General features: G+C 70.9%; 19 protein-coding genes. 6 read left to right on the forward strand and 13 right to left on the reverse strand.

Annotated elements, in window-relative coordinates:
* The 11 genes from EV186_RS10520 to EV186_RS10570 form a co-directional block, all read right to left on the reverse strand.
* Entirely contained in the window at positions 1-5,805 is a 5,805-nt protein-coding gene (locus tag EV186_RS10520; RefSeq protein ID WP_133849055.1) for a type I polyketide synthase, read from the reverse strand.
* Between the two features lie 76 nt (positions 5,806-5,881).
* Complete coding sequence (locus tag EV186_RS10525; RefSeq protein ID WP_133849056.1) at positions 5,882-6,874, reverse strand: enediyne biosynthesis protein; 993 nt, start codon at positions 6,872-6,874, stop codon at positions 5,882-5,884.
* A 6-nt stretch (positions 6,875-6,880) separates the two neighbouring features.
* Entirely contained in the window at positions 6,881-8,806 is a 1,926-nt protein-coding gene (locus tag EV186_RS10530) for a CRTAC1 family protein (RefSeq protein ID WP_133849057.1), read from the reverse strand.
* Entirely contained in the window at positions 8,803-9,777 is a 975-nt protein-coding gene (locus tag EV186_RS10535; RefSeq protein WP_208115551.1) for a DUF1702 family protein, read from the reverse strand. Before EV186_RS10535 ends, EV186_RS10530 begins: the two co-directional genes overlap by 4 nt.
* A 46-nt stretch (positions 9,778-9,823) precedes the next feature.
* On the reverse strand, positions 9,824-11,047 hold the full coding sequence (locus tag EV186_RS10540) for an acyl-CoA dehydrogenase family protein (protein WP_133849058.1): 1,224 nt from the start codon (positions 11,045-11,047) through the stop codon (positions 9,824-9,826).
* An 88-nt stretch (positions 11,048-11,135) separates the two neighbouring features.
* The gene (locus EV186_RS10545) at positions 11,136-11,687 is read right to left on the reverse strand and encodes a carboxymuconolactone decarboxylase family protein (protein WP_133849059.1); all 552 of its coding nucleotides are present in this window, start codon (positions 11,685-11,687) and stop codon (positions 11,136-11,138) included.
* A 132-nt stretch (positions 11,688-11,819) separates the two neighbouring features.
* Positions 11,820-13,010: an NAD(P)/FAD-dependent oxidoreductase gene (locus EV186_RS10550; protein ID WP_133849060.1), complete on the reverse strand. Its 1,191-nt coding sequence runs from the start codon at positions 13,008-13,010 to the stop codon at positions 11,820-11,822.
* A 25-nt stretch (positions 13,011-13,035) separates the two neighbouring features.
* A complete protein-coding gene (locus EV186_RS10555) occupies positions 13,036-13,389 on the reverse strand; it encodes a DsrE/DsrF/TusD sulfur relay family protein (RefSeq protein ID WP_133849061.1) in 354 nt (117 codons plus the stop codon).
* A gap of 114 nt (positions 13,390-13,503) precedes the next feature.
* Positions 13,504-14,202: a hypothetical protein gene (locus EV186_RS10560; protein WP_133849062.1), complete on the reverse strand. Its 699-nt coding sequence runs from the start codon at positions 14,200-14,202 to the stop codon at positions 13,504-13,506.
* Between the two features lie 13 nt (positions 14,203-14,215).
* On the reverse strand, positions 14,216-14,950 hold the full coding sequence (locus EV186_RS10565) for a DUF6073 family protein (RefSeq protein WP_133849063.1): 735 nt from the start codon (positions 14,948-14,950) through the stop codon (positions 14,216-14,218).
* A gap of 56 nt (positions 14,951-15,006) precedes the next feature.
* Complete coding sequence (locus tag EV186_RS10570; RefSeq protein ID WP_133849064.1) at positions 15,007-15,450, reverse strand: hypothetical protein; 444 nt, start codon at positions 15,448-15,450, stop codon at positions 15,007-15,009.
* A 556-nt stretch (positions 15,451-16,006) separates the two neighbouring features.
* On the opposite strand from EV186_RS10570, the gene EV186_RS10575 reads away from it, so the two are divergent.
* The 6 genes from EV186_RS10575 (at position 16,007) to EV186_RS10600 (ending at position 22,695) form a co-directional block, all read left to right on the forward strand.
* The gene (locus tag EV186_RS10575) at positions 16,007-17,128 is read left to right on the forward strand and encodes an acyl-CoA dehydrogenase family protein (protein WP_133849065.1); all 1,122 of its coding nucleotides are present in this window, start codon (positions 16,007-16,009) and stop codon (positions 17,126-17,128) included.
* A gap of 11 nt (positions 17,129-17,139) precedes the next feature.
* Positions 17,140-17,994 (forward strand): phosphate/phosphite/phosphonate ABC transporter substrate-binding protein, encoded by an 855-nt coding sequence (locus EV186_RS10580; protein ID WP_133849066.1) that lies wholly within the window; start codon positions 17,140-17,142, stop codon positions 17,992-17,994.
* A complete protein-coding gene (locus EV186_RS10585; RefSeq protein WP_133849067.1) occupies positions 17,991-19,199 on the forward strand; it encodes a ferritin-like domain-containing protein in 1,209 nt (402 codons plus the stop codon). The genes EV186_RS10580 and EV186_RS10585 overlap by 4 nt, the downstream gene beginning before the upstream one ends.
* 151 nt (positions 19,200-19,350) lie before the next feature.
* Positions 19,351-20,274 (forward strand): putative selenate ABC transporter substrate-binding protein, encoded by a 924-nt coding sequence (locus EV186_RS10590; protein ID WP_133849068.1) that lies wholly within the window; start codon positions 19,351-19,353, stop codon positions 20,272-20,274.
* Positions 20,252-21,049, forward strand: a complete 798-nt coding sequence (locus EV186_RS10595) for a phosphonate ABC transporter ATP-binding protein (protein WP_208115552.1) — start codon at positions 20,252-20,254, stop codon at positions 21,047-21,049. Before EV186_RS10590 ends, EV186_RS10595 begins: the two co-directional genes overlap by 23 nt.
* Positions 21,046-22,695, forward strand: coding sequence for a PhnE/PtxC family ABC transporter permease (locus EV186_RS10600; RefSeq protein ID WP_208115553.1), 1,650 nt, complete (start codon positions 21,046-21,048; stop codon positions 22,693-22,695). Before EV186_RS10595 ends, EV186_RS10600 begins: the two co-directional genes overlap by 4 nt.
* On the opposite strand, the gene EV186_RS10605 is transcribed toward EV186_RS10600, so the two are convergent.
* Both EV186_RS10605 and EV186_RS10610 read right to left on the reverse strand, forming a co-directional pair.
* Complete coding sequence (locus tag EV186_RS10605) at positions 22,675-23,916, reverse strand: MFS transporter (protein WP_133849069.1); 1,242 nt, start codon at positions 23,914-23,916, stop codon at positions 22,675-22,677. The genes EV186_RS10600 and EV186_RS10605 overlap by 21 nt on opposite strands.
* Complete coding sequence (locus tag EV186_RS10610; RefSeq protein WP_133849070.1) at positions 23,913-25,289, reverse strand: MBL fold metallo-hydrolase; 1,377 nt, start codon at positions 25,287-25,289, stop codon at positions 23,913-23,915. Before EV186_RS10610 ends, EV186_RS10605 begins: the two co-directional genes overlap by 4 nt.
* Between the last annotated feature and the right edge of the window lie 30 nt (positions 25,290-25,319).

The raw sequence follows: 25,319 nt of genomic DNA on the forward strand, positions 1-25,319 counted from the left end.
TCACGCTCCCCCTTCGGCGTAGACGGCGACGACCACCGGGTCCGGCAGGCCGGCCAGGCCGGTGAGCAGCGTGGCGACCCGGCCGCGGCCGCAGCCGAACACCGTCCAACTGTCCACTGTGGCGGACAGGAGGGTGAGCGGTGTCCGGATGGGCAGGCCGGCCTTGCGCAGGCTCTCCACCGCCGACCAGATGCGGGTGCCCGCCTCGTCGATCGAGCCGCCTGCCTGGGCCATCACCGGCGAGAGCAACGCGGCGTGGGCGCCGAGCAGCCCGCGCCACTGCTCGGCCGGTCGCTTCGTGACCACCTCGAGGTCACAGCCGGTGGTGGCGTCGTCGACCACGCACATGGTGACGCCCGCCGCGTGCGAGACGGCCAGGCGCTGCCCGGAGTCGAGCTCGGGTCGCCCATCGGGCCGGTAGTGGATCTCGATGTCCCGCCCGAGCAGCCCGCGCACCGACGAGCGCGTGTTGGCCCGGCGCAGTGCCCCGGCGGTGTCCGGGATGACGCCGACGGCGGCCGTGGTGGCGAGCAGCTCGCCGATCCGGCGTTCGACGTACGGGCCGAGCAGCGCCGGGTGCCACTGCTGCCGCCCGCCCTGCTTGCGCACCGCCCGCAGCCGCAAGCCTTCCCAGCGCTCGACGATGGTGCCGTCCGGTGTGCGCACCACGACGTCGTAGACGTAGGTGTCGCCGTCGTGGGAGCGCTCCGTGGCGCAGAACCGCACGAGCGCGGACCCCTCGGGCAACTCGGTGTACGGGTGGATCCGGTCGACGCCCAGCGGCAGCAGGGTCGCGTGCGGGACGCACACCTGGTTGCCGTGCATCAGCGCGTCCCGCATCCCCGGGTCGCCGAGCAGCAGGTCCCTCGGCAGGAACGGGGCGAACCAGCCCATGTCCCAGCGGGTCTCGACCTCGGCGTCCACGTGCCGGGCGGAGACCCGGTAGTAGGCGTGCAGACGCTGGAACCGCTCACCCTGGAACAGCATGTCCGCGTACAGGCTCGCCGGGTCCAGGTCGACCGGCAGGTCGTCGGCGTCGTCGCGCCAGTGCGGCGTGCCGTCGAGGACTCCCTCCGCTCCGAACACGACCTTGGCGCGGAAGTGGTCGATGGCGAAGTCGGTCTCGGCCGTGCGGATCGCCACCTCGACGACGCCCGCGCCGTCGGCGGTGCTGTCGACCACGGTGGCCGCGATGCGGATCGTCGTCGTGCCGTTGTGGGGCACGACGATCGCCCGCAGGAACTCGGCGTCCTCGATGAGCGGGCGGGTGTCCCGGTCGGCACCGAACGCGGCGACCGCCACCTGGGTCATCGCCTCCATGCCCATGACCGCGGGGAAGAGCAGGTCGCCGGCGAGGGCGTGGTCGAGCAGGTACGGGTCGGTGCCGGTGTTCAGCTCCACCTCGCTGACCATCTCGACGCCGTGGTAGCGCAGCAACGCCCGGTCGACGAACCGCAGCAGCGGCAGCGGGGATCGCTCCAGCGCCACCGTCTGCGCCTTGCCGACCCGGCCCATGATCACCTGCACCGGCTCGGCGTCCGGGTCCAGCACCAGCCGGCCCACCACCTCGGCGCCGAAGTCCGGCGTGATCGGGGTGATCCCGTCGCGGGCGAGGCTCTCCACGACCGCGAGCCGCTCCCCCATGCCCACGCCGGACCACACCGACCACTCCAGGCACAAGGTGTGGCAGTGCGGGTGGCTCGCGGCGAACTCGGCGGTCAGGTCCGCGAGCCACTCGTTCGCCGTCGCGTAGTGCGCCTCGCCGCGCAGCCCCGCCCGGCCGATGATGCTGCCGAACGTCACGACGAGCTTCAGCTTCGCGGTGTCCACAGCGGACAGGACGGTGCGGAAACCGTCGACCTTGGGGCTGAGGATCCGCCGGAACGCCGCCATGTCGATGCCGCCGATCAGCGACGGCTCGTTGCGGCCCGCACCGTGCAGCAGCGCGGTGATCGGGCCGGTGCGGTCGACCAGCTCGGCCAGCCCGGCACGCAGTTGCCCGAGGTCGGTGATGTCGGCGCGGGCGTAGTGCACCTTGATCCCGCGGGCCGCGATGCGCTTGAGGTTCGCGGCCAGGTCGAGGTCGTCGGCGGGGCTGGTCCGGCCGAGGATGGCCAGCGCGGCGCCGGTCGTCTCGGCAACGGCGAGCGCGCACTCGGCCGTGATGCCCTTGCCCCCGCCGGTCACGAGGACAACATCACCCGCGCCGATCGGGGCGCGACGACGGGCCGGTCGCACCGGCGTCGCACGCAGGGTCGGGATCCGGCGGGTCCCGTCGTCGTACCAGACCTCGGCGAACCCGATCGTCGCCGCGACCTCGGCCACGACGTCCTCGACCGCCCGCGCGGGGTCGAACCCGTCGACCGGCAACCGGACGATCGTGACCGACCGGAGCGGGTCCTCCAGCCGCAGGGTCTTCGCCAGGCCCGCGGCACCGCGGTCGTGGTGCACCAGCACGAACTTGGTGGCGGGGTCGCGGGTGGTGACCGCCTTGGCCGCGTCGAGCGCGTGCTCCAGTTCGTCCTCCGTGCAGCCCGGCCGCAGGTAGGCCAGCACGCCGGGACCGACCTCGGCGTGCTCGAGCGCGGCACCCAGCTCCCGTGCGAAGGCTTCGCCTTGGGCGGCAAAGACTTCCCAGGCACCGTTCGGCTCGGCCGGCACCCGCACCGGCGCGGCCGCGGACTCGGCGTGCACGACGAACGCCCGCACCCACGGCGCGGCACCGGCCACGGTGTCCGTGACCGCCTTGTCCGACGACTGCGCCGTCTTGGCGAGCGTGGTGAGCGCGTCGGCCACCTCGCGCAGGGTCGCGGTCGCGAAGTTGATCGGCTCCTGCAGCGGCGGCAGGCCCAGCTGCTGGCCGACCTGGGTCACGACCTGCCCGACGGTGATGGAACTCAGGTGCAGGTCGTCGAGCAGGTGGCTGTCGTCGGACACGGCCGCCGAAGGCAACTCGGTGCGTTCGACGAACAGGTGCCGCAGCGCTTCGATCGTGCTGGGACCGTCCAGCAGCCCGCTCGCGGCATCGGCGGCGGACGCGGTGTCCTCGGCGCGGGTGGCCTCCTCGACCGCCGCCGCCACCCGCACGGGGGCCGACTCGCAGGGGTTGGCCAGGAACTTCAGCTCGGCACCGATGCGCAACGGGCGCAGGAGCCGCCCCCGCAGCAGTTCGTCGAACACCACCGGCGCACCGGCCACGAACGCCGCGCCGGCCGCGGCGAGCAACCCGGACAGCGACTCGCTGTCGGTGTCCAAGGCGATCGCGGGCACGCCGGTGCCCGCCTTGGCCAGGTAGCTCAGCACCTGGCCCGGCCCGACCTCCAGGAACAGGTCGACGTCCTTGGCCGCCACCGCGACCGCCGGGGCGAACAGGACCGGCTCGGTGATCTGGCGGTGCAGCAGCGCCCGCAGCTCGGTGTCGGGTGGCAGTGCCTCCCCGGTCACGGTGGAGACCACGCGGCGGGCGACCTTGCCGAAGCGCCGGCGCGCGAGCTGCTCGGCGAACGGCGCCGCGGCGGGCGCGACGAGCGGTGAGTGGAAGGCGTGGGAGACCGCCAGGGGCGTCCACCGCAGGCCGGCGGCGACCGCGTCCCGGCCGACCGCCGCGACGGCGGTCGCGGCACCGGCGACGACGGTGTGCTGCGGGCTGTTGTACCCGGAGATGACCACCGCCTGGTCGCCGATGAGCGGCGTGACCACCTCGGGTGGCGCGTTCACGCTCGCCATGGTCCCGGCGTTGGCCAGCTCCGCCATGATCCGGCCGCGGTCCGACACGACGTCCAGCACGGTCGTCTCGTCCATCGCGCCCGACCACGCGAGGGCGGTGAGCTCGCCGAGGCTGTGCCCGACGGCGACGACCGCGTCGATGCCCAGCGCCGCCAGCACCCGCAGCCCGGCAAGGGAACCGGCGACGATGCGCGGCTGCGCAACAGCCGTGTCCACTGTGTCGACTGTGTCGACTGAGTCCAGCTGCTCCGGCAAGTCCAGGGCGTCGAAGACCTCGCGCGCCTTGGCGAAGCGCCGGCTGAGCGCTCCCCCGGTGATCCCGCTGCCGGAACCCTGGCCGGGGAAGAGGAATCCGATGCGGGCAGGGCCACGCGCGTGGCCCAGGAACACCCGGTCGTCCGCGGTGAACGAGGTCTCGTCCCGGCTCAGCGCCTCGGCCGCCGCGGTGAGCCGGCGTACCGCTTCCTCGGGGGACGACACGACGACGGCCGCCCGATAGGGGCCGCCGGTCAGCTCGCGGATCAGCTGCCCGCTGAGGTCGCCGAGTTCGGCGTAGGCGAGCTGTGCGGTGAACTCGGCCAGGCTCGTGAGCCGTTCGGCCAGTTCCGCGGGCGACGCGGCGTCGGCGACGAGCAGTTCGGCGTCCTGCGCGGGCGCGGGCAGCGGCAGCGTGCGACGCGATGCCGGGGTCCCTTCGACGACCACGTGGGTGTTGATGCCGCCGAACCCCATCGACGTCACCCCGGCGCGCACCGGCACCTCGCCCGGCCACGGCTCGGCGGACCGCAATGCCCGCAGGACCTTTTTCTCGGCGAAGAGCGGGTGCGGGTCCTCGCACCCGACCGTCGGCGGCAGCACGCGGTCGTGGACGGCCATCGTCGCCTTGATCAGGCCGGCGACCCCGGCGGCGGCCTTCGTGTGGCCGATCATCCCCTTGACCGAGCCGATCGCGGCCACCGGGCCGTGTTCGGCGGCCGCGATCCGCGCGTCGCTCAGCGCGGTCAGCTCCGTCCGGTCGCCCACCTCGGTGCCGGTGCCGTGGCCCTCGAAGTAGCCGACGGTGTCGATGCCGAATCCCGCACGCTCGTAGGCCTTGCGCAGCGCGAGCCGGTAGCCGGAGACCTCCGGGCGGGTGATCCCGCCCTGCCCGTCCGAGGAGATCCCCCACCCGGCGAGTTCGGCGTAGACGCGGTGCTGCCCGGCGAGCGCGTCCTGCGCGCGCATGAGCACGACCATCCCGCAGCCCTCGCCGGGCCAGAACCCGTTGGAGCGCCGGTCGTAGACCCGCATCTCCGAGCGCGCGAGCGCACCGGTCTTGGCGAACCCGACGAGTTCGAAGGGGTCGAGGGACAGGTCGACACCGCCGGCCAGGCCGACGTCGATGTCGTGGCGCAGCAGCGATTCCGCGATCGTGGTGACGGCCAGCAGGGACGACGAGCACGCACCGTCCACTGTGTACCCGCCGCCGTGGAAGTCGAAGTAGTTGCAGATCCGGCCGGCGATCGTGTTGGAGAGGCCACCGGCGAGGCTGTCCTCGTCGACGACCGGGAACGGCTTCTTGTAGCCCTTCTCCAGCTCCTTGAGGAACTGCCCGATCCTGGCGTCGTCCCAGCCTTCCTCGGCCAGCGCGGTCGCCACGACACGCCGCACGTACGGCCAGCGCAGCCGCATGAGCGTCGACCGGCTGAACTCACCGGTCAGGGTGTTGCCGATCACGACGCCGGTGCGATCGCGCGGCAACCCCTCCGCGCTGGGGAAACCCGCGTCGGCCAGGGCCTGGCCCGCCACGTCGAGGGCGAGCCAGTGGGTCAGGTCGGTGGCCCGGTACGTGCTCCCGGCGATCTTGTGCCCGACCCGGTCGAACGCGTAGCCCTCCAGCACGGCGGCGTTGCGGGAGTAGACGCGGTCCGGGACCGTCGGGTCGGCGTGCCAGTAGTCGTCGAGGCGCAGGCGCTCGTCGGGCATCCGCCGGAACGCCCGCCGCCCGGCCAGCGCGTTCTCCCAGAGCTGGCGGGGCGAGTTCGCGTCGGGGTACCGGCAGGCCATGCCGACGATCGCGATCCGCGCTGCCTCGTTCATGCGATCGCCTCGCTGACGCGAGACCGTGCCCGACCCCCACGGCGCATGGCATACATGATTCGCTCGCAAGCTTCGCTCATGCCCGCACGACCTTCTCGACGTGCACCGGGTGGTTGTTCACCGGCTCCGGCGCGATGGCGGTCTCCACCTGTTCGGCCTCCTCAGCCGCGCGGGCGTCCGCCGCCTTGGCCACGAAGTGCAGCGACCACAGGAAGGTGCCGCGGATCGCGCAGACGAGCGTGGTGGCGAAGAACAAGCCGTAGGCGATGCCGACCGCGGTGAAGAAGCCGTACAGCACCGCCACGCCCGCGCCGAAGGCCACCTGCGAGCCTGGCTTCGACGGCGTCGTGCCCGGGTCGGTGATCATGTAGTTGGTGAACAGGATGAACGCGACACCGGTCATGGGCGCGAGTCCGCCGACGATGGCGGTGTCGAAGAACAACCCGCGCACGATCGCCTGCAGCGCGAAGGTGAGCACCCACGCGCCGATCAACCACATGCGCCCGGTCAGCTTCGAGTTCAGCATCGTGCCCGCGGCGAGGATCGCCACCGGCACGACCCAGTCCCAGATGCCGTCGATGTGCTCGGTGAACTCGTAGGGCTGGGCGATCGCGGCCCACGGGAAGAGCAGCAAGATGACCGTGATGCCGAGGTTCGACGGGTTCATGAAGTGCCGCATCCGCCCGCGTACCGGCGCGCGCAGCACCCACTTGGCGCCGACCGCGACGATGACCCCGAAGATCATCACGCCGATCTTGTCGTTGACGTAGATCAGCATGTTCACCGCGAGCGCCGTGATGTGCGCCGGGTAGTAGAACTCCAGCACGCCCTTCACGCCGTTGCCCCGGAACCGCGGCGCGCGGTCCTCGATCCGTGCGCCCAGCAGCTCGAGCCCGGTCTCCAGCACGTACGCGGTGAGCACCGCGATGATCGGCCACAGCCACGGCTGTTCGAACCCGAAGACCGTGTACCCCAGGATGTTGAACACGCTGATCGAGATCGCGAAGTTGCGCAGCGCCTTGACGACCTTCGGGTTGTGCCGCGAAGGGGCGGGCTTCTTCTCCAGCATCTGCGATCACCTTTCCTCGGCCGTGCCACCGAGCTGGATGGCGTGCCAGCCGGGGTTCAGTTGCATGTCCTGGTCGTGCACCTGCCCGGCGCGATCGCGCCAGCGCAGGTGGACCGCCACGGGGCCCGGCTGCGTACCGAGTCCGAAGTGGACCTCGTGGCTGCGCTTGCCGGAGTGGCCGCTGCCGCCGTCGACGCGCTGCAGCTGCTCCCGTCCGTCCGCGGCCTTGATCGTCACCTGGGTGCCGACGGCGGGCGACCCGTTGTCGCGCGTGATCCGCAGCCCCAGGAAGGCGCCCGTGGTCGAGCTGTCGTTGTGGTAGAAGACCGGCGCGTCCCACTGGCGGGCCACGGCGAAGTCCAGCCGGCCGTCGCCGTCGGCGTCGCCCGTGGCCACGCCGCGGGTCGGGATCGGGATCGCGAGCCCCAGCTGCCCGGCGACGTCGAGGTACTTGCCGTCGCCGCTGCGGGCGTAGAAGTGCAGCCGCTGGTCGCCCGCGACGTCGTCGCCGGCCCGGAAGTTCGGCCACCACGCGGGGTTGTCGACCACCTGGTCGTTGGCCATCGCCAGCTCCTGCAGCTGCGGCCAGCGGTTGCGGTAGCCCTTGACGAACCCGGTGGTCTGCACGATCGCCGGGTCGCCGCTGTTGTCGAAGTCGCCGAACTTGGCGTCCCAGCCCCAGCCCGACCACGCGGTGCCCGACTCCGCGCTGGCATTCTTGTAGGGCGCGTCACCGGCCCGCAGCTGCGCCCGCATGTCGGCGTCGTTCTTGGCCGTGGCCATCCACTGGAAGTTGCTCTCCTGCACGCCGAACGTCGTGGTGATGTTGCTGACGAACATGTCGTACATGCCGTCGTGGTTGAGATCGGCGAAGTCGATGCCCATGCCCTTGAACGAGTCCAGGCCGAGCTGCATCGACTTGGGCTGCCCGGGGGTGCGGCTGCCCTCGACCTCGGCGAAGGAGATGTGGCCGGGATTGGAGGTGTTGTAGAGCAACGTGTCCCGGCCGTGGTCCTGCGCGAGGTACAGCTCCGGGAGTTGGTCGCCGTCCAGGTCGTTGGCCCCGGCACCGAGCACCCAGCCGCGGGACACCTTGTCCGGCAACGCGTTCTGCTCCTGGTAGGCGATCGTAGGCCGGTCGCCGCCGGTGGCCCCGGTCCAGCGCAGGATGGCGTCGGCCCCGCCGTTGCTGGCGTTGGACAACGACTTGTTCATCCAGACGTCGCCGTCCTTGGCCGGGTCGAGGACCGGGCCGTCCGGGAAGTAGTTGCCGATGTAGATGTCGATGTGGCCGTCACCGTCGAAGTCGTCGACCGCGGCCGCGTTGGAATTCCATTGTGGACCGGTGTAGCCGCGGCCGGGCTTGGCCGGCACCAGCTCGACCGGCGTGTACCGCAGGGCATCCTCGGCGCCGGCGCTCGCCTTGGCCAGGAACACGATCGGCGTGCGGCCCCAGTAGTAGACGAGCAGGTCCATCTTGCCGTCTTCGTTGAAGTCGTCGGGCACGCAGCCCATCGGGGCCATCGTGTGGTCCATCGGCAGCGGCGCCGCGTTCAACGCGAATGGCAGGTACCGGTCGGCCTTCGCGCCCGGCGCCGGGGTCACGACCACCTGGTCGATGCGCGGGTCGGTGACGCACAGGTCGTTGGCCAGGCCGTCACCGTCGAGGTCGTCCATGGCGATCCCGGCGCCCACCGACGAGATCCACGCGTCGATGTGCTGGTAGGCCTGGTTGACCTTGCGGATGGTCTGCTGCGGGTAGCCGCCCGGCTCGGCGATCGCCATCGGCGTGAAGGCGTAGCGGCCGGCCACGCCCGTCAGGTCGGCGGCAGGGGCGCTCGGCAGGCGCACCACCAGGAACGCCGCGACCATCAGCACCACGGCGACCACCGCGGTGAGGTTGCGGCTGAGCAAGCGTCGGGACACGGTCATGACCTCCCACAGGACACGAACTCGTCGGCGATGCGGCGGCGCCACACCTCGTAGGCGGGCGGGTCGCCCAAAGTGGCAGCGGCGTGCGCGTCGGGCATGGTGTTGATGACGACCTTCGCGGCCTCGGCCACGGTGGCGTCGCAGAACACCCGCGTGCCGAGCTCCGCGTGCGTGGCGTCGATCCCGGCGCGCCGGGCCGCCTCGGCGGCGAACGCCGAGCCCTGCGCCAACTCGCGCCGGTACGGCTTCGCGAGCCGGCGCAGCTCGCGCAGTTCGGCCTCGCCGGCACCGCCGGCGTAGGTCGCCGCGAGCCCGGTGCCGGCGAAGAGGTCCGCGCGCCGCGACTCGGGGAACCGGCCGATCTCGGTCGTCACCACCGCCGGGTCGGTGCCCGCGACGAACCACAGCGCGCGCCCGATGCCCTGGTCGATCGCGCGCCCGGCGTACCCGCCCGGGTCGTCGCCCGGCCACGGGAACCGCGGCTCGCGGTAGCGCTCACCGATGTAGCGCGGCGTGCGGAAGTAGGCCTGGTGGAAGCCGTAGCCGTCCAGGACCAGCCACCGCAGCAGCGGGTCGAAGTCCAGGCGCGGCCAACGCAACCGCGGCAGCCGCGCCATCGCCCAGCCGATGCCGACGTAGGCCATGTAGATGTGGTCCTGGGCCCGCCCGTCGAGGTACTGCGAGAGCCGGTGCCCGCCGAAGAAGCCGTCCACCATGGCGAAGCCCATGGCCGCGCCCTCGTAGGCGAACCCGCGAAAGCGCGGCGGGACCCGTTCCAGGCCGACCTCCGCGTGCCGGCCCTTGGCCGACTCGGCCGCGTAGCCGTACCCCTCGAGGAAGTAGCCGCCGATCGACTGCAGCAGGTCGCGCGACTGCTCGTCCTTGACGTGGAAACCCCGTACCGACAACAGGGTTTGCGACGTGCTGGGGGTCAGGAGCTTGCGCCGCGCGGCACGCAGGAAGCTGGTCACGGTGGTCTCCAAGCCGGGTCGTCGGGTCCGTCGGTCGCGGGGCGGCTCAGGTGTAGAAGCTCGGCTCGGGGAACTCGCCCAGCAGCTGGAACCGGCCGACCTCGCGCTGCTTGTAGGCCACGGGGTCGTGCAGGCTGTGCGTGCGCAGGTTGCGCCAGAAGCGGTCGAAGCCGTACCGGGCCGAAGTGGACCGTGCGCCCATGACGTCGAAGATCCGCGTCGTGATCTCCAGCCCGTCCTTGATGATGCGTTGCTTGGCGGCGGAGATCCGCACGGCGACGTGGCCGCGCTGGTCCATGGTCACCGACTCGCGTTCCGCGTGCAGCAGCTGCGAGAGCTCGTCGTTCACCGCGTCGATCAGCGCGGCGGTGGCCCACAGCTTTGACCGGAAGTCGCCGTAGGCCTCGAGGATGTACCACTCCTCGGACGCGGATTCCTTGTTGTCACCGCCGTAGGGCCACGGGCGCGTGGTCGTCCGGGTGTACTCCCCCGCCTCGGCCACCGCGCCCTCGGCGATGCCCTGGTAGAGGTTCGTCATGATCAGCTGCAGGGTCAGCAGCGACAGGCTGTTGTAGACCAGCGGCGCGATCTGCTTGTCCCGGTAGCCGATGGCCGCGCTCCACGGCGCGATCACGTCGGTCAGCGTCATGCTGCCGGACTCGGTCTGGCGCTGGCCCATGTTGTCCCAGTCGTGGTTGTAGACCAGCCCGGGGGTGTTGGAGTCGACGATGACGAACGCCGGCCGACCGTCGGGCAGCGTGCCCATCAGGCAGGTGAGGTCGGAGACCGCGCTGCCGGAGGCGAAGGACTTGCGGCCGTTGAGGCGCAGGGTGTCGCCGTCGTCGGTGACCGTGACGTCCTTGTCCCGCGGGTTGATCGCGCCGCCGAAGAACAGGTTGGCGCGGGTGTAGCGCTCCTCGAACTCGTCGATCTGCTCGGGCGTGCCGAAGAAGCGCACGGCCCACGCCCACAGGTAGTGGTAGCCGAGCAATTGACCGACCGAACCGTCCGCAGTGGACACCTCGCGCAGCAACCGCAACGCCGTCGCCCAGCTCTGGCCGCCACCACCGTGCTCGGGCCGGCCCAGCACCGTCACCAGGCCCGCATCCTTGAGGATCTTGACCTGCTCGTGCGGCGCGGTGCCGGCGCGGTCGCGAGCCGCGGCGTCCACCGCGAGGACCTCCGCCACCTGGCGGGCCCTGGCCAGCCACGCCGCTGGGTCGCGCGGCGCGGTCTGCCAGTCGAGGTCGAGGGCAGGGGCGAGTGCCATGAGGTAACTCCGTTCCGGGGGTGCCGAGACAGGTGCCGGGATCGGTGGCGGTGGGACCACCCCAGGCCCCACCGCCGGTCGCGCTTGATCAGTGCCCGTCGGCGCAGGTGCTGTAGCCCTCGCGGATGAGCATCGCCGCCATGCCCACGTAGGCCTGCGGGTCCTCCGGCACGACGGCGTCCATGCCGTCGCAGTAGCGGTTGAACATGCAGAACGCGGCCGACGTCAGCACCGCGTCGTGGATGTCGGTGTCGTCCGCGCCTTCCTTGCGCGCGGCCTCGACCAGCTCGGGGGTGACGTTCTTCCCGCTGACCACCACGGCTTCGGCGATGTTCATCAGCGCCCGCAGCTTCGGCGAGAGCGGCGCGCTCTTGACGTCGGCCAGCACCTTGTCGACCAGCGCGCGGCCGTCGGGGCTCTGCTGCGCGCTGATCTCGCTGTGGGTGTTGACGCAGAAGGCGCAGTCGTTGAGCTGTGAGACGTAGGCCGCCATCATCTCGCGGTCCGAGCGGCTCAGGCTGCTCGGGCCGCGCATGAGGACCTCGACCAGCTGGCTGATCGGTCGGCCGGTCTCGGGCCGGTACATCATGAGCCCAGGCGTGCCCGGCGGCAATCCCTGGGGCATGGTCACGTGCGGCATCAGAAGCTCCTAGCGGAAATGGGTGACTCGAACCCTTGCGATGACGTGATGCGTCGCCGATTCACGTCAGAGAGAACCAGCTGTTTCGTTACCCGGCGACCAAGAGAATAAACAACGGCGACCGCTGTTCAGTCAAATGCGCGCGGCGTCGTTTGACGATTCCCGCGACCAATCCCGGATCCAGTCGCGTTCTTCGGATTCCTTTTCGTGGTGCGCGGCCTCGGAAAGATCCGTGAGCGTGACCGCCGGAGCGGGCGAGGCGTAGAAATTGCCCGCGCCTTTGGCCGCCAGGCCGCCACCGGCCTCCACGTAGCAGTAGCCCGCGCCGTCGAAGTCGACGGCCGCCACGTCCACGCCGAGGTGCCGCGCGACCCCGGTGGCCACGGCCTCCGCCTGGCCCCGCGCGAAGACCGCCGCCTTGGGCAACGGCTTGCCGTTGGCCAGCGTCACCAGGGCCACGTCGCCCATGGCCCACACGGCCTCCGGTTCGGCCCGCAACGTGCGCGGGTCGACGGGGATCCACCCGGGATCGCTGAACCCGGCGGCCACCACCGGGTCCGGCGCGCCGTGTGGTGGGATCGCGATGAGGTACTCGGTGTCGACCCGGCTGCCGTCGGCGAAGCGCAGCACCCCACCCGGCTCGACCCGCTCGATCTGCGTCGTCGGGTGGAACCCGATGTCGCGCTGGGCGAGCAGGGCGCTCAGCCGCTCGCCGACCGCGGCGCCGGCCACCGGCATCGGGAACGGTTCCGGCGTGTACATGTCGATCCGGACGTCGGGCCGCACGCCCCGCTCGCCGAGCAGGTCGGCGGCCAGCAACGCCCCTTCATAGGGCGCCGCCGGGCACTTGAAGGGCATCGCGGCCACCGCGACGACCAGCCGGCCCCGCCGCAGCGAACGCAGCCGCTCGCCGACGGCGATCGCGCCCTCGAGGGTGTAGAACTGGCCCGCTTCACCGTCGGCGATCGCCTGGGTCAGACCGGGCAGCTTGTCCGGCCGCAGCACCGCCCCGAGCGCGACGACCAGCGCGTCGTAGACGATGTCGCCGTCGCTGGTGACGACGATCCGGCGGTCGACGTCCAGCGCCTCCACCTCGGCCTCGAGCACCTCGATCCCGAGGTCCTGCACGCGGCCGGGGCGGTGGGTCACCTGCGCCGGCGCACGCCAGCCACGCATCACCCACAACAGCGACAGGCCCTGCACGGACTCGGTGGTCCGGTCCACCAGGACGATCCGGTCCTCGGGCGGCAGCAGCTCGCGCAGCCGGCTCGCGGTGGTCAGCCCGCCGACACCCGCGCCGAGGATCGCGACGGTTCGCGACATGGGAGCTCCTAAGAGGTCGATGGGCTCAGACGTTGATCGTGCTGTCGGCCCACTCGGTCCAGCTGCCGAGCTCCTTCATCGAGGACCGGTGCGCGCCCTTCACCAGCTTGGTGTCGTCGATGGCGCGAGCGTCCAAACAGGACCCGCAGCAGCCCACGACGCCGCCGTGCTCGACGAAGCCGCGGAGCATGTTCTCGAGGTTGTAGTAGCCGTCGGGCGTGCGCTGGCCCGGCGCGACGGCGCCCACCGCGTCACCGATCAGGAAGATCTTGACCTCGTTACCGGAACCGTTGGTGAGCAGTTGCCGGGCCCACCGGATGCCGTTGTAGGTCCGTTCCGTGCCGTACGGGGGGTCGTGGAGGACGAACAGGAACTGCATCGGACTCTCCCTTGGATTTCCCCGAAATTCGGGGCCAAAAAATAATGGGACCGCGCGATGTGCCGCTCGGCCCCATTATGGTCGACTCCTTTTCCACCCACAACGATCACGAGTTCACGCCAGCCGCGCCACCAGCCATTCCCGCATCGGCTGCGCTTCGAGGTCGAACACCTCGCCGGGCACCGGCAGCGGCGCGGTGGCCCGCCGGAAATCCGTGACGTGGCCGGTCTGCGGCCGCGCGACCCGGATGCCCAGCGGGAGGTTGCCGTCCGCCGCGGCGCCGTGCTCGGTGATCTCCCACGTCCGGGTGCAGATGCCGTCGCGGTGCACCCGGCGCGCGGTCACCATCGCGTGCCCGGCGTCCACCTGTTCGGTGACCACGATCGACGGCAGGTCGTCGTGCCCGCCGAACCGGTAGGTGCGCCCGGTCCCGTCGTCGTTCTCGTTGTCACGCAACGGGTGCGGCCAGGCCATGAGGTCGACGTAACCGACGTCGGTCAACGGCAGGCAGTCGAAGAGCATCACGTCGGCGACGCGCATCGGCTTGGCCATCGTGGGCAGGAACGTGTGCGCGGAGACCTCGCCGGCCACGACGTCCTCGGCGATGCGCACGTACGTCCCGAAGAGCACGTCCGGTTTGAGGACGAAGAGCACGGTCCGCGCTCGCTTCGGGTCTTCCTGATCGAACCAGCGAGCCATCACGTAGCGCATGGGGTTGCGCCCGATCGCCGCCTCGACCAAGAACGCGTACGAAGGAAGCCGATCCGCCCACAGGTTGGGGCGGATCGGCTCCGGCTCGCGGTGGCGAGTCACCTCTTGGGCGCCACTACGCGAGCACCGCGGCGAGTTCCGCCGAGATCTCGATGCTGTCGATCGGCACGTGGTGCAACAGCGCTCCGATCTCGATGTCGGCGGCCAGCAGCACGCCGACCTGGCGGCCCTCGGTGTCGTACAGCGGGTAGTTGCGCGACGTCCGGGAGACGTCACCCACCGGCGGGACCATCGCGACACGCGACTCCAGGCTCACGACCTGGTCGCCGGTGTTGACGGTGGTGCCGAGCTGCTCGATCTCGAACTGCGGGAAGATGTTGGTGACGCAGTCCTTGATCGGCATCAGCTTGCCCTCGCGGTCCGGGGTGGGCCGCACGCGGGCACCTTCGGGCTTGCCGGGCGTGTTGGCCACCAGCACCTGGCCGAAGACGTCGCTGTGCCCGGTGACGCGCAGGGCCAGGAACTGGGCCGTGATGGTGGAGTTGACCCAGGTCAGCTCGCCGCCCTCGCCGGCGCGGGGCTGGTGCCTGCGGTACATCGAGAGCCCGTGCAGGTCCACGATGTCCTCACCGAGGCCGTCGATCCGCACGTGGATGCGCTCGCGAACGGTGAACGCCTCCAGCGCGGCCGGGGAGATGGTGTAGGGCCGGATCGGGTACAGGTTGCCCGGGCCGCCCCACGCCGCCTCGTGGCCTTCGACGATCTTCGCGGGCGCCAGCGACGCGCCGTCCAGACCGGCCTTGAACTCTTGCTTGAGCATGCTCTGCAGGATGCTCGTCGGGTCAGTCATGATTTCGCCTTTCTCATTTGGGTGGAACCTGCGGTGGCCGGCTACACCACCGTCAGTCAGTCGGCAAGAAACGCCATCAGCTCGTCGAGGTGGTCGATCATGTGCGCGAAATCGACCTTCCGCTCGTGCAGCTTGGTCGCGCCGATCGTGTTTTCCCCGAGTTCCACGGCGAGCACCTCGATCAGCCGGTCGAGGTTGTTGTGCGCGATGCTCACCGGGAAGTGCGCGAGCGCGGTCTCGTGCTTCGGGTCGGCGGTCGGGTAGCTCTCCTCGATCACCCCGTCCGACCCCGAGGACTCGCGCCAGGCGTGCTCGACGGTGAGGTCGTAGGCGTGGAAGGTCTCGAAGTAGTACGGCCGCCACAGGTCGCGCAGTTCGTTCGCGGAGATCTCCTCCTGCAGGAACTTCGCCGCCGCCGGGATGACGACCTTGCGGTATTGCTCTTGCAGCGCGCGGACATCGGGGGTGGTCGTCGCCAGTTGGGGCTCGGTAGCCGTCATTTCTTTCTCCGATCATGAGATGATTGCCGCCAACGTCCTGCTGGTTCGTACACACCATTTCCGGTGCCGCGACCGACAAGACCGAGTCAAATACTTCAGGAACATATAGTCAAGTCGTTCGATACCGGGCAACCCGGCGATTTTTTGAACGAACCCCGCTCAAGTCCGGAAACTCCGCACTCGAACAGCAGAACCGAGTGAATGTGCCGATGAACGTCGGGATCGTAAATGGACCGGCCGGTCCCGGCCCAGCACTCGACTCGACCGCCGGGGCAGATCGCTTCAAAAATGAACAGCTACCTCGCGGATTGGGCGCAGACGGTCAACAAGAGTTACGCCAAACAGGTGAGCGCGCTGCCGTAACCGGGGTAAACGCACCGCCATTCCGGCTACGCGAAGTGTTTCTGGACAGCAACTACCCTGATCATTACCCTCATGTTCAGTTCTGACCCACGAGGCAAATTCGACGCTGAGGGATTCGGCAAAGCACTCACCGCGCGGTGACGCGCGCGGTGAAAGCTGCCCAGCTCCGCTCGGCGAGATTGGATGGTGTCGGGTGACCGACTACGCGGCGGTAACCCAGCAGGTCGTCGACGACGTCATCGCACCCGGGGCGGCCCAGGTCGACAGCAGCGGGGAGTTCCCGCGAGCAGGCATCGACGCCCTCGCCCAGGCCGGGGTCCTCGGGATGATGAGCGCCACCGACGTCGGCGGTGGCGGGCAGGGCCTGGCCGAGGCCGCCGCCGTCATCGAGAAGATCGCCGGCGCCTGCGGGTCGACCGCGATGGTGGTGCTGATGCACTTCGCCGCGACCGGCCTCCTCGAGGCGCACGGCGACACCGAGACCCGCAAGGCCATCGCCACGGGGCAGCACCTCACCACCCTCGCGTTCTCCGAAGCCGGCTCCCGCAGCCACTTCTGGGCGCCCACGAGCACGGCCAAGAGCGACGGGAACGGCAAGGTCACCCTCGACGCCAAGAAGAGCTGGGTCACCTCCTCCCACGAGGCCGACAGCTACGTCTGGTCCAGCACGCCGCTGTCGGCCGAGGGCCCGATGACGCTGTGGCACGTGCCCAGCAACTCCGGCGGTCTCACCGTGCGCGGCAAGTTCGACGGCCTCGGCCTGCGCGGCAACGACTCGAACCCGGTGGCCGGCGACAGCGTCGAGGTCGCCGCGAGCGCACAGCTCGGCGACGACGGCGCGGGCCTGGACATCGCCCTGGGCACCTGCCTGCCGGTGTTCCTCGTGCTCAACGCCTCGTTCTCGCTCGGGCTGATGCAGGCCATGGTCGGTGAGGCCGGCGAGCACCTGAAGAACACCCGGCTCACGCACCTCGACCAGTCCCTGGCCGAGCAGCTGCCCCAGCGCACCAAGTACGCGGAGCTGCTGACCAAGGTGGACGGTGTGCGTGCCTTCCTCCAGGACACCCTGGCCGCACTCGGCAGCGGGCGCCCGGACGCGACGCTGCGCGTGCTGCAGGTGAAGGCCGTGGCCGCCGAGGCGGCGTCCGAGGTGGCCGACGGCGTCATGCGGCTGTGCGGTGGTTCGGCGTTCCGCAAGGAACTCGGCGTGGAGCGGCGCTTCCGCGACTCGCTGGCCGCCCGTGTCATGGCACCGACCACCGACGCGCTGCGCGACTTCGTCGGCCGCGCCACGCTCGGCCTCCCCCTCTTCTGACAGGACCCGTGATGACGACATTGCTCATGGGCGCGGTCGCCTACGACCCCAAGGTGGTCACGATCTGGGGTGGCTTCCGCTCCTGGTTGCGCGCCCGCGACTTCGATTTCGACTTCGTCCTCTACTCCAACTACGAACGCCAGGCCGAGGACCTGGTCGAGGGCCGCATCCACACGGCGTGGAACTCGCCGCTGGCGTGGCTGCGCACCGAGCGGCTGGCCAAGGCGGCCGGGCGGACCGTGCGCCCGCTGGTCATGCGCGACACCGACCGCGACCTCACCTCCGTCGTGGTGGTCCGCACGGAGTCGGCGGCGGAGAAGGTGTCCGATCTCAAGGGCGCCACGATCGGCGTCGGCGCGGTGGACTCCCCCCAGGCGACGCTGATCCCCCGCTCGTTCCTGCGCGAGGCGGGCCTCGAACCGGGTAACGACCTGTCCGTGCGCCGCTTCGACGTCGGGGTCGGCCTGCACGGCGACCACATCGGCGGCGAGCGGGACGCGGCGCGGGCGTTGCTGGCCGGCGAGGTCGACGCGGCGACGATGATCGACACCAACCACCTGCTGTTCGGCCGCGAGGGCACGTTGCCCGCGGGCAGCACCCGCGTGCTCGCCCAGACCGGCAAGTTCGACCACTGCAACATGTCCGTGGTCGACACCGCGCCCGACGACCTGGTCAAGCGCTTCGGTGAGCTGCTGCTGTCGATGTCGTACGCCGACGCGGAGGTCCGGCCGCTGCTGGACCTCGAGGGCCTGAAGATGTGGCAGGAAGGCCGCACGACGGGATACGGGCTGCTGGAGACGGCGGTGGACGAGGAGGGGTTCTACGACGAGCGGGGGACGGTGACCGCGACGGAGTACTCCCCATGACAAACCCAGCCGAACCGGTCGTGGACCTGGAAACCCTGAGCTTCGAGCAAGGCGCGCACTTGCTTGTCCAGCAAGAGCTCCTGGGTCTGCGACCGGGACAACGGCTCGGCGTGACCGGCGCCGACCCGGCGCTCGTGGTGCACCTCGAGGTGTGGTGCCGTGCCCACGGGCACCGGGTCACCCCCGCGCTCGACACCGACTTCGGGGTCCGGGCGTGGGTCGAGCGCGGCCGCGCCGACCTCGACCGGTGGGCCGGCGCGCAGCGCGCCGGCGCGCCGGGTGTGGACGGCATCGTGGCCGACCCGCCGAGCGACTGGGGGCTCGCGGCCCGCGGGGCGCTGATCGAGGTGGGCGGCCCGCAGACGCCGTTCGACATCACGCACCGAGACCTGGTGTGGGCCGAGATCGCGCCCGCGCTCTACGCCAACGCGGCGTCCGCGCAGTGGGACCCGAACACCGCGATCGACTGGTCGGCACCGGTCGACAACGCGCCCGAGGTGGAGCGCGCGGTGGTGCAGGTGATGACCTACTTGATCGAGAACGAGCAAGCGGCGCTGGTCATCCCGGCGAAGCTGCTCGCACGCGTGCACCCGCACTTCCGCGAGGTGCTGCAGCTGCTGGCCGTGCAGGCGGCCGACGAGGCGCGGCACATGGAGGTGTTCACCCGCCGGGCCCTGCTGACCGGGCACGAGATGGGCACCTCGGCGGTCAGCGGCCGGGAGTCGCTGTCGACGCTCTTGCACGAGGCCGAGTTCTCGATGGCGTCGTTCCTGCTGTCGGTGCTCGGCGAGGGCAGCTTCCTGAACCTGCTGGAATTCCTCGACAAGAACGCCCCCGACCCGGTGACCCGCATGGTGACCCGGCTCGCGCGCCGCGACGAGGCGCGGCACGTGGCGTTCGGCGTCGCCCACCTGCGCCACCAGGCCACCCTCGATCCCGACGTGCACCGCAGGATGCGGATGGCGGTCGAGCGCCGCTACGACGCGTTGGTCGACACCGCCGGGCTGAACCAGGACGTGTTCGACTCGCTGGTGATCCTCGCGGCCGGGGCATGGACACCGCAGGCCATCGCCAAGGGCTACGAGGCGGTCATGCGCCTGCAGTCCGAAATGGATGACGGACGGCAGCGCAGGCTGGTCCACCTCGGGTTCTCCGGCGACGAGGCGGCGGATCTCTCCGCTTTGCACACCAAGAACTTCATGTAGCAGGCGTTCAGGCGTTCAACTGTCCTCCCCCGCGACACGGGCTTATGTTGGTGCGCAGCCCCGCGACCCTTCCGCGGCGCGATCCACCAACACCGGCGGCCGCACCACGGCCGTGCTCCGGCACGCCCCCAGTCCTGTGTGGAGGACGTTCATGCGCAAAGCGTTGGTACGCCTGGTGGCTCTGGTAGCCGCCCTCCTGTTGACGGTGTCGGCCTGCGGCACCTCCCCCGCCGACCCGCGCTCCGGTCACGACGGCGGCGGCGCCGTGCTCAGCATCAGCGCGATTCCCGACCAGGACCCGCAGCTGCTGCAACGGTTGTACGGAACGGTGTCGGACTACCTGACCAAGAAGCTCGGTGTCACCGTGCAGTACGTGCCGGTCACCGACTACACGGCGTCGGTCACCGCGTTCAAGCGTGGCGACCTGCAAATGGTCTTCTTCGGCGGGCTCACCGGCGTACAGGCCCGCGCCCAGGTCCCCGGCTCGGTCCTGATCGCCCAGCGCGACATCGACGCGCACTTCCGCAGCGTGTTCATCGCCAACGCCGACTCGGACCTGAAGCCGGTCACCGACGTGGCCGGGCTCGCCGAGCTCGCGGGCCACTCGTTCACCTTCGGCAGCGAGTCCTCGACGTCGGGACGCCTGATGCCGCAGTACTTCCTGATGAAGGCCGGCGTCACGATGGACAAGCTGTCCGGCAAGCCCGGCTACTCCGGCTCGCACGACGCCACCACCAAGCTCGTCGCGGCCGGTACCTACCAGAGCGGCGCACTGAACGCGTCGGTGTGGGACGCCCGGGTCAAGGCGGGCAAGATCGACCTGAGCAAGGTGAAGCTGATCTACCGCACGCCCGAGTTCCACGACTACCACTGGCTCGCTCGCCCCGACCTCGACCAGCGCTTCGGCGCGGGCTTCACCAAGAAGGTCACCGACGCCGTCCTCGGCATCAGCGCGGCCGACCCGCAGGGCAAGCAGATCCTGGACCTGTTCACCGCCAAGGCTTTCGTGCCCACCGAGGCGGCGAACTACGGGCAGATCGAAGAGGTCGCGCGTGCTTCCGGACTCCTGCGCTGACCCCGTCGCCGAGCTCCAGCCCATCGCCGAACTGCGCGCCGCCGGCGCGGTCCGGGGCTCGGTGACCGCGCTCGCCGGGATCGACCTGCGCATCGCGCCCGGCGAGCGGGTCGCCGTGATCGGCCCGAGCGGCGCCGGCAAGAGCAGCCTCGTCGGGTTGCTCAACGGCACCGTCGCCGCCACCTCGGGCAGTGTCACCGTGCTGGGGTGCCGGTTCACGGGCGCGCCAGGCGCCGCGATCCGGCGGGCACAGCGCCGGATCGGCACCGTGCACCAGCGCTTCGACCTGGTGGAGCAGCTCAGTGTCGTGCACAACGTCAACGCCGGGCGGCTCGGCGGCTGGCCGGTGTGGAAGGCCTTGCTGTCGCTGGTCGCGCCGCGTGGGGTCGCCGAGGCGCGGGCGGCCCTGGACCGGGTCGGCATCGGCGCGAAGGTGCGCCAGCGCGCCGGGGATCTCTCCGGCGGCGAGCAGCAACGCGTGGCCATCGCGCGGGTGCTGGTCCAGCGGCCGTTGCTCGTGCTGGCCGACGAGCCGGTCGCCTCCTTGGACCCGGCTCGCGGCCGGGAGGTGATCGACTTGCTGCTGGAGCTGTCCGGCGAGCTCGGCACCACCCTGCTGACCTGCCTGCACGACGTCGGGATGGCGCTCGGCTCGTTCGAGCGGGTGGTCGGCCTGCGTGCCGGGACCGTGGTGTTCGACCGCCCACCGAGCGCGCTGAGCGACGGCGACATCCGCGACCTCTACGCGTTCGCTGCCCCGGTGCCGCACCCGTGACCGCGACCCAGGTCGAGGACGGCGCCGCGCTCGAGGTGCGGGTGCCGTTGCCCCGCAAGCGGATCCGCCACGAGCACCGGCGACGCCGGTGGCTGCTGGTGATCGTGGCGGCGATCGTGGCCTCGGTCGTGACCGCAGTGTCCGGCGCGGGCGACGTCATGCGCGTGGACGGGTTCGGGTCGTTCCTCGAGTTCTTCCAGGCGGCGCTGCACCCGCGCGCCGATGCCGGGTTCCTCGGCCTGACCGCGACCTCCGCGATCACCACGCTGGCCTACGCCGTGCTCGGGACCCTGGTCAGCCTGGTGATCGGGTTGGTCGGGGGCGTGCTGACCTCGCAGACGTGGTGGCTGGCCCGCCCGCAGGGCCGCCGCGCCGGGCGGGTGGGGTGGTTTGTCACCCGGGCAGTGCTCGTCGTCCCCCGGGCGATCCACGAGGTGATCTGGGGCCTGGTGCTGCTCGCGGTGTTCGGTCTCGACCCGATGGTCGCGGTGCTGGCCATCGGCATCCCGTTCGGCGCGGTGACCGCCAAGGTGTTCTCCGAGCTGATCGACGAGGCCCCGCACGGGCCGTACACCGCGCTGCTCGCCGCCGGTTCGGGCCGTCTTCCCGCATTGGTCTACGGGATCTTCCCCGGCGCGTTGTCGGATCTGCTGTCGTATGCCTTCTACCGCTTCGAGTGCGCCATCCGCAGCGCCGCGATCCTGGGCCTCGTCGGCGCGGGCGGGCTCGGCTTCCAGCTGGCGCTGAGCTTCCAGACGTTGCAGTACAACGAGATCTGGACCTTGTTGTACGCATTGGTGGTGCTGAGCATCGCCGCGGACCAGTGGAGCTCGTTCGTGCGCACCCGTCGCACGACCCGGGTGCTCGGCGGGTCGGCGGTGGTGGCCGCGGTCCTCGCCGCGTTCTCGTGGTGGTGGGTCGGCTTCGACCCTTCCGTGCTGTGGCAAGGCAACACGTGGACGCTGGCCGGCCGGGTGCTCGCCGACGCGGTGCCACCCACGTTCGGCGGCCAGTCCCCGCTGGACCTGCTCGGGCTCGCGGGGATCACCGTGTCGATGTCGGTCATCGCCATCACGGTCGCGTTCTTCGGTGGCGCGCTGCTCGCGTTCCCCTCCGCCCGATTACCCTGGCTGGGGCTACGACGGCGGTCCGGGGGTCTGCTGTGGACGATCCGATCGGGCCTGTGCAAGCTGATCCTCGTTCTGCTGCGGGCGATCCCGCCACCGGTGTGGGCCCTGCTGTTCCTGTTCGTGTTCTACCCGGGCGTGCTGCCCGGCGCGCTCGCCCTCGGCGTCTACACCGCCGGGGTGCTCGGACGGCTGATGGCCGAGGCCGCGGAGAACCTGGACGGCCGGCCGCTGCGGGCGTTGCGTGCGCACGGCACCGCCGAACCACTGGTCTTCTGCTACGCCGTGCTGCCCGCCGTGACGCCGAAGTTCGTCGCCTACGGGCTCTACCGGTGGGAGGTGGCGATCCGCGAGACGGTCGTGGTCGGCGTCGTCGGGGCCGGCGGGCTCGGCCTGCTGCTCAACCAGCAGCTGGCGAGCTTCGACTACGCGGCGAGCCTCACCACGGTCGCGGCCCTGATCCTGCTCACGCTGGTGGTCGACTTGGGCAGCGCCGCACTACGCCGAGCGCTGCGGTGAGCGTGGGTGGGTCTCGTACATCCGGACCGCGACCACGAGCCCGGAAGCGGCGGTGATGACCGCGACCAGCGCCACCGCGGCCCGCAGCCCCCAGAGGTCGGCGGCGACGCCGGATACCACGGCCCCGACGGCGAACCCGCCGTCGCGCCAGAGCCGGTAGACGCCGACCGCCCGCGCCCGCCAGGCCGGGTGCGCGACGTCGCCGATCGTCGCGAGCAGCGTCGGGTAGACCATGGCGGTGCCCACGCCCAGCAGCACCATGGCCACGGCGAACACCGCGAAGCTCGAGCCGACCGCCACGACGGTCAGCGCACCGGCCTGCACCAGCATGCCTGCCGTGATGAGGTGCTTGCGGCCCAAGCGATCCGACGCCGGTCCGGACACCAGTTGGCCGATCCCCCACACAGCCGGGTAGAGCGCCGTCAGCACGCCGACGCCGGTCAGCGAGCCGCTGACGGTGGTGAACAGGATCGGGAAGAGGCCCATGGCGAGGCCGTCGTTGAGGTTGTTGACCATGCCGGCCTGGCACGCGGCGGACAGCGCGCGCTCACGGAAACTGGTGTGGCGCAAGACGTTGCCGGGTGGCGCCACGTCGTCGTGCAGCTTCGCCTCGGTCTCGGCGTGCGCTCGGGTTTCCCGGACCACGGCGGTGCTCAGCCCGAGCCCGATGACGATGCAGGCCGCACCGAACAGGAACGGCGCGGGACGCAGGCCGTAGCGCGCGGCCAGGTAGCCGGTGATGGCAGCGGTGAGCGCGACCGCGAGGTAGCCGGCCGCCTCGTTGAGGCCCATCGCGAGGCCGCGACGGCGCGGGCCGGCCAGGTCGATCTTCATGATGACGGTCGTGGACCAGGTCAGTCCCTGGTGGACACCGAGCAGCACGTTCGCGGCGATGATGCCCATCCAGACCGGGGACCACGCCAGCAGCACCGGCACCGGGATGGCGACGAGCCAGCCTGCGACGAGCACCGGCTTGCGGCCGTACCGGTCGGACCACGTGCCCGCGAAGTAGTTCGTGATGGCCTTGGTCAGCCCGAACGCCAGGACGTAGGTGAGCAGGGCGGTGTATCCGGTCAGGTGGAAGACGTCCTCGGCGAGCAGCGGCAGCGTGCTGCGTTCCTGCCCCAGCGTGGCCCCGACCAGGGCGTTGACGACGACCAGCAGCGTGAACTGGGCGAGGTTCGCCCTGATCCCGAGCCGCGGTTGTCCGGTGTCGGTCACGTCCCCTGGTCGAGCTCCCGGCCGGTCGTCCGCGCCCAGTCCCCCGGACCGCCCACGAGCACGGTCAGCTCGCGGTGCCCCGATCGGGCCAGCAGGCTCGCGGCACTCATCGCGCGCTCACCGTGCCCGCACATGACGACCAGTGGCCCGTCGGGCACCGCATCGGCGTGCGTGGTCAGCGAACCGAGTTCGACGTGCATGGCCGAGGGAACGTGCCCGCCGGTGTACTCGGCCCGCTGCCGTACGTCCAAAATGGACGGAGGCGCGGTGGCCAGGTCGGCCGGGTCGGCGGCATCCGCCAGCCCGACCCGCGCGATCTCGTACCCGGCGGCCTGCCACGCCTTCATGCCGCCGTCCAGCTCCCCCGCGATCGCGAAATGCCCGATCTTGGCCGCCTGCCAGACCGCGTCGGCCAGGTCCTGGTCGGCGTCGCGCACGAAGACCAGCGGCCGGTCCGGTGGCACGAGCCAGCCCAGCCACGACGCGAACTGCGGCCGGAGCGGGTTCGACAGGGCACCGGGGATGTGGCCGTCGGCGAAGGCGGTCACCGGGCGCAGATCGACCAGCTCGGCCCCGTCGGCGAGCAACGCCCGAACCTGCGCGGTATCCAGCGCCGCGGGTTCGGCGGGCCGGTCGGGAAGCCGCAGGCCGTGGCGGTTCAGCTCGGGCAGCCGCCGGAAGTAGTCCGGGTAGGTGCCGAGCGAGCCGAGCAGGGCGGCGACGAAGGCGTCCTCGCCGGTCACGGCGAGCAACGGGTTCGACGCCTTCTCGGTGCCGATGGTGCTGGTCCGTTCCCCGCCGGCGGGGGCCGAGCAGAACGAGCCGGCGCCGTGCGTGGGCCACACCGCGACCTCGTCGGGCAAGGTGACCAGCCGTTGCAACGAGCGATACTGCTTGCGGGTGAGATCCTCGGTCGCTTCCGGCGAATCGAGGTCGGTGCGGGCAGCGGACCCGACGATCAGCGAGCCGCCGGTGAACACCCCCAGCGGCGCGTCGCCGTCGCTGAGCAGGTAGCTGAGGTGCTCGCGGGTGTGGCCCGGCGTGGCGAGCGCGCGCAACCGCAACCCACCGAGGTCGAATTCCTGCTCGTCGGCCAAACCGACGTGGTTGAACACGCGGTTGCCTGCCGCGGACGCGAGGATTCGCGTATCGTGGGTTTCGGCCAATTCGCGGGCGCCAGACGCGAAATCGGCGTGGAGGTGCGTTTCGGCCACGAAGGCCAACCGCAGGCCCCGCCATCGCGCGGCTTCGCGCACCGCCCGGAGGTCGATGCTGACATCGACCGCCAGACCACGGCCGTCGCCGAGGTCGACCAGGTATGCGCTGTTGCCCATGCCGTCGTCCACGAGCGGGACGACCTCCACCGCTGCCACACGTCGAGAATAAGGCCGATCGGCCGCCGC

Source organism: Labedaea rhizosphaerae (assembly GCF_004362825.1).
Classification (GTDB): domain Bacteria; phylum Actinomycetota; class Actinomycetes; order Mycobacteriales; family Pseudonocardiaceae; genus Labedaea; species Labedaea rhizosphaerae.

What these genes read in the sequence shown, in the direction of transcription:
- EV186_RS10540 (WP_133849058.1), bottom strand. Translation starts at nt 11,047, where the DNA reads ATGGCACTCGCCCCTGCCCTCGACCTCGACTGGCAGACCGCGCCGCGC.
- EV186_RS10530 (WP_133849057.1), bottom strand. Translation starts at nt 8,806, where the DNA reads ATGACCGTGTCCCGACGCTTGCTCAGCCGCAACCTCACCGCGGTGGTC.
- EV186_RS10580 (WP_133849066.1), top strand. Translation starts at nt 17,140, where the DNA reads ATGACGACATTGCTCATGGGCGCGGTCGCCTACGACCCCAAGGTGGTC.
- EV186_RS10585 (WP_133849067.1), top strand. Translation starts at nt 17,991, where the DNA reads ATGACAAACCCAGCCGAACCGGTCGTGGACCTGGAAACCCTGAGCTTC.
- EV186_RS10590 (WP_133849068.1), top strand. Translation starts at nt 19,351, where the DNA reads ATGCGCAAAGCGTTGGTACGCCTGGTGGCTCTGGTAGCCGCCCTCCTG.
- EV186_RS10525 (WP_133849056.1), bottom strand. Translation starts at nt 6,874, where the DNA reads ATGCTGGAGAAGAAGCCCGCCCCTTCGCGGCACAACCCGAAGGTCGTC.
- EV186_RS10555 (WP_133849061.1), bottom strand. Translation starts at nt 13,389, where the DNA reads ATGCAGTTCCTGTTCGTCCTCCACGACCCCCCGTACGGCACGGAACGG.
- EV186_RS10520 (WP_133849055.1), bottom strand. Translation starts at nt 5,805, where the DNA reads ATGAACGAGGCAGCGCGGATCGCGATCGTCGGCATGGCCTGCCGGTAC.
- EV186_RS10565 (WP_133849063.1), bottom strand. Translation starts at nt 14,950, where the DNA reads ATGACTGACCCGACGAGCATCCTGCAGAGCATGCTCAAGCAAGAGTTC.
- EV186_RS10550 (WP_133849060.1), bottom strand. Translation starts at nt 13,010, where the DNA reads ATGTCGCGAACCGTCGCGATCCTCGGCGCGGGTGTCGGCGGGCTGACC.
- EV186_RS10545 (WP_133849059.1), bottom strand. Translation starts at nt 11,687, where the DNA reads ATGCCGCACGTGACCATGCCCCAGGGATTGCCGCCGGGCACGCCTGGG.
- EV186_RS10570 (WP_133849064.1), bottom strand. Translation starts at nt 15,450, where the DNA reads ATGACGGCTACCGAGCCCCAACTGGCGACGACCACCCCCGATGTCCGC.